We start from the raw sequence: 7,778 nt of genomic DNA on the forward strand, positions 1-7,778 counted from the left end.
GGTGTAGGTGTTGCGGTCATAACCGATGACCACGCCTGGCTCCATGGCCACCACGTTGTTGCCGTCGTCCCATTGTTCGCGTTCGGCGGCGAAGCTGTTGCCGCCGGTTTCCACCACCCGCAATTCTTTCAAGTTGAGGGCTTTGGCCACCGTGTCGAGGAAGGTGGTTTCTTCGCGTCGGATGTCGATGCCGCCCGGTTTTTTCTCGTCCGGACGCAGGGTGAAGGCGACAATCTGGTTGACGACTTCAGGGAAAACGGTGACCAGATCGCGGTCACAGAAGCTGAAAACAGTGTCCAGGTGCATCGCAGCGCGGGACTTCGGCAGGCCGGCGACGATGACTTTTTCGACCGCTTTGTTTTTGAACAGGTTGAGTGCCAGCAGGCCAATGGCCTGACGGGACGTACGTTCGCCCATGCCGATCAGCACCACGCCGTTGCCGATTGGCATCACGTCGCCACCTTCGAGGGTGGAGCTGCCGTGTTCCTGATCCGGGTCGCCGTACCAGATCTCGAATTCGGCGTTGGTGAATTGCGGATGGAATTTGTAAATGGCGGTGGTCAGCAGGGTTTCCTGACGGCGCGCGGGCCAGTACATCGGGTTCAGGGTCACGCCACCGTAGATCCAGCACGTGGTGTCGCGGGTGAACTGGGTGTTTGGCAGTGGCGGCAGAATGAAGCTGGAGTGGCCGAGGAAGTCGCGGAACATCTCGATGGTTTTGCCACCGAAACTGTCCGGCAGGTCATCGGCGGAGACACCGCCGATCAGGAATTCGGCGATTTGGCGCGGCTCCAGGCTACGCAACCACGAACTGGTTTCATTGATCAGGCCCAGGCCCACCGAGTTAGGGGTGATCTTGCGTTCCAGAATCCAGTCCAGCGCTGCCGGGATCGCGACGATGTCGGTCAACAGGTTGTGCATTTCCAGCACGTCGATGTTGCGTTCGCGCATCTTGTTGACGAAGTCGAAGTGGTCACGCTTGGCTTGGGCGACCCACAACACATCATCAAAAAGCAGTTCGTCACAGTTGTTCGGGGTCAGCCGCTGGTGGGCCAGGCCGGGGGAGCAAACCATGACTTTGCGCAGTTTGCCGGCTTCGGAATGTACGCCGTACTTAACTTTTTCCGTGGTCATTACAGTGATCCTCCAGATGACAAATTATTCGGGTGTTACAGGGTCAGGAAGCCGTCATACAGTCCATAGGCCGCCACCACGGCGCCCAATATCACTGCTACAAAAATCAGCTTCTCGATGTTGGTGAAAACAGGTTTGCCGAGTTCTCGCTTGGCCTTGGCGAACAGGATCACGCCAGGCGCATAGAGCAGGGCGGACAGCAGCAGGTATTTGGTGCCCCCCGCGTAGACCAGCCAGACCGCGTAGATCACCGCGATGGCGCCGATGAGCAGGTCCTTGGTGCGATCGCCGCCATCGTTTTCGTAAGTCTCACCGCGCACCGCCAGCAGCAGCGCATACGCCGCCGACCACAGGTAGGGCACCAGGATCATCGAGGTGGCGAGGTAGATCAGCGACAGGTAAGTACTGGCCGAAAACAGGGTGATGATCAGAAACAGCTGCACCATCGCGTTGGTCAGCCACAGTGCGTTGACCGGCACATGGTTGACGTTTTCCTTGCGCAGGAACTCCGGCATGGTGTGGTCCTTGGCGGCGGCGAACATGATCTCCGCACACAGCAGCACCCACGACAGCAACGCTCCCAGCAGCGAGATGATCAAGCCGACGCTGATCAGCACCGCGCCCCAATGACCGACCACATGCTCCAGCACTGCCGCCATCGACGGGTTCTGCAACTTGGCCAGTTCCGGTTGGGTCATGATGCCCAGGGACAGCACGTTCACCAGCACCAGGAACAGCAGCACGGYGACGAAACCGATGACGGTGGCTTTACCCACGTCGCTGCGTTTTTCGGCGCGGGCCGAGAAGATGCTCGCACCCTCGATGCCGATGAACACCCAGACGGTGACCAGCATCATTTTGCGCACCTGGTTCATCACGCTGCCCAGGTCCGGGTTTTTCAAGCCCCAGATGTCAGCGGTGAAGATGTCCAGTTTGAAGGCGAAGATCGCGATCAACACGAACAGCACCAGTGGCACAATCTTGGCGACGGTGGTCACCATGTTGATGAACGCCGCTTCCTTGATCCCACGCAACACGAGGAAATGCACACCCCAGAGCAGTGCCGATGCACCGATGATGGCTGCGACCGTATTGCCCTCACCAAAAATGGGGAAGAAGTAGCCGAGGGTGCTGAACAAGAGCACGAAGTAGCCGACGTTGCCCAGCCAGGCACTGATCCAGTACCCCCAGGCGGAAGAGAAACCCATGTAGTCGCCGAATCCGGCCTTGGCGTAGGCATAAACCCCGCCGTCCAGATCAGGCTTGCGGTTGGCGAGGGTCTGGAAGACGAACGCCAGGGTCAGCATGCCGACGGCAGTGATGGCCCAACCGATCAGTACAGCGCCAACATCGGCACTGGCGGCCATGTTTTGTGGCAACGAGAAGATCCCGCCGCCAATCATTGATCCGACTACTAACGCAACCAATGCGCCAAGTTTCAGTTTTCCGGGGGATTCAGACATCGCATGACTCCAGTGCAGGAGAAGAGAGACAACAGAGTAGTTCTGCCAACTGTTCGAACATCTGACTTAGATCATTGGATGGGCACATTCCATTGTTTATTAAAGGGTTACAAATCTTTTCCGTCCATGGGGGTACTGCCGGGAAAGCCCTATCCAGAGGCCTCGGTCAGAACAAACAGGAATAAAGAGCCCCCTGCTTCGATTTTTAAGCTAGTTGGTTTTTTCGTTTCCGCAAATATTTGGCGCCGGTTTCATGAACGGAGTGAATTTGACAGGAATACCCCCGTAAAAAATGCTCTTTATCATGACGCTCATAGAATGATCAGTTATAAATAGCAAGGCTTGGCATGGCGTCATCTAATAAACGTTATTACGCTGTACCTATTAGTTAAAACCAAGCATGTGACGGTTTTATAACAAGGGTCACCCCGGCCGCATCAGGAAACAGTGGAGACGCAGGAATGTCACAACCGACTCAAAAGCTACGCCTGAGCGCGCTGATCGCCCTGGTGGTGGGATCGATGATTGGTGGCGGGATTTTCTCGTTGCCGCAGAACATGGCGGCACGGGCCGATGCGGGGGCGGTATTGATCGGCTGGGCCATCACCGCCGTGGGGATGCTGACGCTGGCATTCGTCTTCCAGACCCTGGCCAATCGCAAACCCGAACTCGATTCCGGGGTGTACGCCTACGCCAAGGCAGGCTTCGGTGACTACATGGGTTTCTCATCAGCCTGGGGCTACTGGATCAGCGCCTGGCTGGGYAACGTCGGTTATTTCGTGTTGCTGTTCAGCACCCTCGGTTACTTCTTTCCGGTTTTTGGCCAGGGCAACACGCCCATTGCGATCGGCTGCGCCTCGGTATTGTTGTGGGCCGTGCATTTTCTGGTGATGCGCGGGATCAAGGAGGCGGCGTTCATCAACCAGGTGACCACCGTGGCGAAGATCGTGCCGCTGATCATGTTCATCGTCATCGCCGCCGTCGCTTTCAAGGCCGACATTTTTACCCGGGATATCTGGGGGCACAGCAACCCGGAATTCGGCGGGGTGATGGATCAGGTGCGCAACATGATGCTGGTGACGGTGTTCGTGTTTATCGGCATTGAAGGCGCCAGCGTGTATTCGGCACGAGCGGAGAAGCGTTCGGACGTGGGCCGGGCGACGGTCATCGGTTTCATCGGGGTGCTGGCGCTGTTAGTGCTGGTCAACGTGCTGTCACTGGGGATCATGAGCCAGCCGGAACTGGCCAACTTGCAGAACCCTTCGCTGGCGGCGGTGCTCGAACATATTGTCGGGCCCTGGGGCGCGTTGCTGATCAGCGTTGGCCTGGCGATTTCGCTGCTGGGTGCGTTGCTGTCTTGGGCGCTGCTGTGTGCCGAGATTCTGTTCGCCACGGCCAAAGACAAGACCATGCCCGCCTTCCTGAAAAAGGAAAACGCCAACCATGTGCCGGTGAACGCGCTGTGGCTGACCAACGTGATGATCCAGATCTTTCTGCTGATCACGCTGTTTTCCGCCGGCACTTACACCAGCCTGATCTACCTCGCGTCGTCGATGATTCTGGTGCCGTACCTGTGGTCGGCGGCGTATGCGGTGTTGTTGAGCGGGCGCGGCGAAACCTATGAGAATGCCAGTGCCGAGCGCACTAAGGACCTGATGGTCGGCGGTATCGCGCTGGGGTATGCGGTGTGGTTGCTGTATGCCGGCGGGGTCAAATATCTGCTGCTGTCGGCATTGCTGTATGCGCCGGGGGTGATTCTGTTTGCCAAGGCCAAGCGTGAGCAGGGCGAGCCATTGTTCACGACTATAGAGAAGGGCATTTTTATCGTTGTGCTGGTGGGTGCTGGGGTTGCCGCGTACGGGTTGTACACGGGTTTGTTGTCGTTGTGAGAGTGTTGCTTGCGTATCAACCGCCCTATGACTGGTCGGCGATGTTGCAGTTTTTATCGGCGCGGGCGGTGGCCGGTCTGGAAGTCGTGGCCGATGGGGTGTATTCGCGCAGCATCGGGCTGAACGGTGTTCACGGCACGGTTTCGATAGGGTCGACGGAGAGTGATGCGCTTGAGCTGGCGCTGGATTTTCCGGATGTGTCGGCGGTGCCTGAGATCGTAGGGCGACTGCGGCGGATGTTTGATCTGGATGCGGAGCTGCCGTCGATCCACCGACCGTTGGCGTCGGACCCCTTGATGAAACGCTTGATTGCCCAGCGTCCGGGATTACGAGTGCCGGGGGCATGGGATGGGCTGGAACTGGCGATTCGCGCCGTGCTGGGGCAGCAGATTACCGTGGGTGCAGCGATCCGGTTGGCGAGCAAACTGGTGGCGCAGTATGGCGCGCCGTTGCAGTCGCCGCTGGCGGGGTTAACCCATGTGTTTCCTGAGGCGGCGGTGTTGACGCAGGCGGATCTGGCAGCGTTGGGCATGCCGAAAAGCCGGAGGCGAACCTTGTCTGGCGTGGCGCAGGCATTGCTGGATGATCCGCTGTTGTTTGAGCCCGGTCGGGAGGACGGTATGGCGCGGTTGTTGGCGTTGCACGGGATTGGTGACTGGACGGCGCAGTACATTGCCTTGCGTCAGTTACGCGAGCCGGATGCGTTTCCGTCAGGCGATGTGGGGTTGATCAACGCGCTGGCCGCGCTTGAAGGTGGGCCGGTGACGGCGCGTGAGTTGCTGCTGCGAGCCGAGGCGTGGCGACCTCATCGAGGGTATGCGGCGCAGTTGCTTTGGACGTCGCTGAGCCGGTCGGATTGAGTTGTCTGTTCGGGCCTCATCGCCAGCAGGCTGGCTCACACATGTTGTGCACGACGCAGATGCAGTGTGAGGGGTAACTGTCTTAATGAATTGGTTTTGAAGGCTGGCTTCCACAGGTGTTGTGAGCGACGCATACCCACTGTGGGAGCCAGCCTGCTGGCGATTAGGCCAGTACTGTCACCACCACTGCGCGCGATGGGAACCCAATTCAGTAGCCGGAAGTACCCACTGTAACGGCGTGCCGGTGATTTTCAGCGGCACATGAAGCCGATGTGCCGGTCCCCAGGGTGTCTGTTCAACCACCAGCCCCTGATCGTTTTCATCCTCCGCCCGTAACGCCTCGGCTGTTCCAGGGCCCTTTGCAATCAACAACTTCGCCGTACGCGCCAGCGACAACCGCGCCGAGCCGCCACGACCCAATAACCTGATCGCCGCAGCCGCCATCAAATACCCGGTGGCGTGATCGAGTGCTTGCACCGGCAAAGGTGTCGGTTTGTCCGCGTTCTTCCACTGCATCCCGGCGTCGGCAATCCCGCTGCTCATCTGTACCAGGCTGTCGAAACCACGGCGGTTCTGCCATGGGCCACTCCAGCCATAAGCGTTGAGGCTGACATCGATCAGGCTTGGCGCCAGTGTCCGGCGCTCGGCAACGCCGTAGCCCAAGCGCTCCAGTGCATCGGCACGGTAGCCGTGCAGAAGGATGTCGGCCTCCTTGAGCAGCGTTTCGAACACCGCGCGATCCCCCTTGTTGTGCAGGTCCAGGCGTGCGCAGCGTTTGCCCAGGGTGACTTCCGGCACCACGCCAGGTTCGTTCCAGGTCGGTGGGTCGATGCGCAACACCTCTGCACCGAGGCCGGCGAGAAAACGGCTGGCGACCGGACCGGCCAGTACTCGGGTCAAATCCAGCACCTTGAGCCCGGTCAGCGGCCGGGCTACGTTGCCTTGCCACGGTTTCGCGTGTTGCCCACTGTCGCCGCTGAACTGAATCAACGGCTCGGCGTTCACGGCCAACCCTTGGGGGTGCTGTTGCCATTGCGTCCACGTGCGCATCTCGGCGGCGCATCCGCCGGCGTCGATCACGGCCTGTTCCAGATCGCTTGCGGCCCATTTCGCCACCTTGCTCGCCATCGCCGCGCGGTCGGTACAGCTGCCGAGCACGCTTTCAGCCGCAGCGCGGTGATGGGGTGCGTTGGTGTGCAGACGAACCCAGCCGTCATGGGTCGCGTAGTCACCGGCCACCGGATCCCACAGGGGAGGGACGCTCCAGCCTGTGGGGCGGATCGAGGTGGCGAACCAGAAAGAGGCGAGTCTGCGGTCGACTTCAACGCCGGGCAAGCGACCGGTGTGCTGCAGCAATAACTCACTGACAGCTTGTCCGGTAGCCGCAATGCTGGCGCAGGCAAGGTCAGTGACGGCAAACGCCGAGGGCAGGGCGCCGCTCGACGTGAAGGGAATATCGGTGTGAGGCAAGCCGAGCGCGGCTTGAATGGACGTGAGTAAATCAGTCATCGAAGGCCCTCCGGAACGAGAGCCCGATCATAGTTCAAATCAAGTGACACGCCAGATGAAACCTGTGGGAGTGAGCCTGCTCGCGATRGCGGTGTATCAGCAAACATCACCGTCGACTGACACACCGCCATCGCGARCAGGCTCACTCCTACAGGGAATCTCCACAATGCATCTCGAATTACTCGGCATTACACAGTGCCAGGCAGTTATCGAGCATGCGGTTGGAGAAGCCCCATTCGTTGTCATACCAGGCCAGCACCTTGAGCAGCTTGCCGCTGGACTTGGTGTGGTTGGCATCGAAAATCGACGACAGCGGATTGTGATTGAAGTCGCTGGAAACCAGCGGCAGGGTGTTGTAACCGAGAATTTTCGAGTGCTGGCTGGCTTCTTTAAGCAGCGCATTCACTTCATCGGCGGACGCTTCGCGCTTGAGTTGCACGGTCAGATCCACCAGCGACACATTGATCACGGGGACGCGCACTGCCATGCCCGTCAGTTTGCCCGCCAGTTCCGGTAGCACAAGTCCGACGGCTTCAGCCGCACCGGTCTTGCTCGGGATCATGTTCTGGGTGGCGGATCGGGCGCGGTACGGGTCGGTGTGATAGACGTCGGTGAGGTTTTGGTCGTTGGTGTAGGCGTGGATCGTGGTCATCAGACCGCTCTCGATCCCCAGTTCGCGGTGCAGCACCTGCGCGATCGGCGCCAGGCAGTTGGTGGTGCACGACGCGTTGGAAATGATTTGGTGGTGCTGGCGCAAAATGTCGTGGTTAACCCCATAAACCACAGTGGCGTCGGCGCCTTGGGCCGGGGCCGAAATGATCACTTTGCGTGCGCCGGCCGTAATATGCGCGGCGGCTTTGGTGCGGTCGGTGAACAGACCGGTGCATTCGAATACCACATCAATTTTTTCCGCAGCCCAAGGC

General features: G+C 59.4%; 6 protein-coding genes. 2 read left to right on the forward strand and 4 right to left on the reverse strand.

The window, feature by feature from the left end; translation table 11 throughout:
* Positions 1-1,134: arginine deiminase (locus AC1DRJ_RS15300; RefSeq protein ID WP_477802906.1), on the reverse strand; the 1,134-nt coding region annotated here is incomplete at its 3' end.
* A 35-nt stretch (positions 1,135-1,169) separates the two neighbouring features.
* Complete coding sequence (gene arcD, locus AC1DRJ_RS15305) at positions 1,170-2,597, reverse strand: arginine-ornithine antiporter (protein WP_477802907.1); 1,428 nt, start codon at positions 2,595-2,597, stop codon at positions 1,170-1,172.
* 461 nt (positions 2,598-3,058) lie between these two features.
* Between arcD (AC1DRJ_RS15305) and arcD (AC1DRJ_RS15310) the strand changes: the two genes are divergently transcribed.
* Both arcD (AC1DRJ_RS15310) and AC1DRJ_RS15315 read left to right on the forward strand, forming a co-directional pair.
* Positions 3,059-4,486, forward strand: coding sequence for an arginine-ornithine antiporter (gene arcD / locus AC1DRJ_RS15310; RefSeq protein ID WP_477802908.1), 1,428 nt, complete (start codon positions 3,059-3,061; stop codon positions 4,484-4,486).
* Positions 4,483-5,346 carry a DNA-3-methyladenine glycosylase family protein gene (locus AC1DRJ_RS15315; RefSeq protein WP_477802909.1) on the forward strand — a complete coding sequence of 288 codons (864 nt, stop codon included), beginning with the start codon at positions 4,483-4,485 and terminating at the stop codon, positions 5,344-5,346. The genes arcD (AC1DRJ_RS15310) and AC1DRJ_RS15315 overlap by 4 nt, the downstream gene beginning before the upstream one ends.
* A 177-nt stretch (positions 5,347-5,523) precedes the next feature.
* Here AC1DRJ_RS15315 and AC1DRJ_RS15320 read toward each other — a convergent pair whose 3' ends face one another.
* Positions 5,524-6,855, reverse strand: a complete 1,332-nt coding sequence (locus AC1DRJ_RS15320) for a CoA transferase (RefSeq protein ID WP_477802910.1) — start codon at positions 6,853-6,855, stop codon at positions 5,524-5,526.
* A 178-nt stretch (positions 6,856-7,033) separates the two neighbouring features.
* Positions 7,034-7,778 (reverse strand): type I glyceraldehyde-3-phosphate dehydrogenase (locus AC1DRJ_RS15325; protein WP_477802911.1); only part of this gene is annotated, 745 nt, incomplete at its 5' end.

This window comes from Pseudomonas sp. P5_B2, assembly GCF_056400445.1.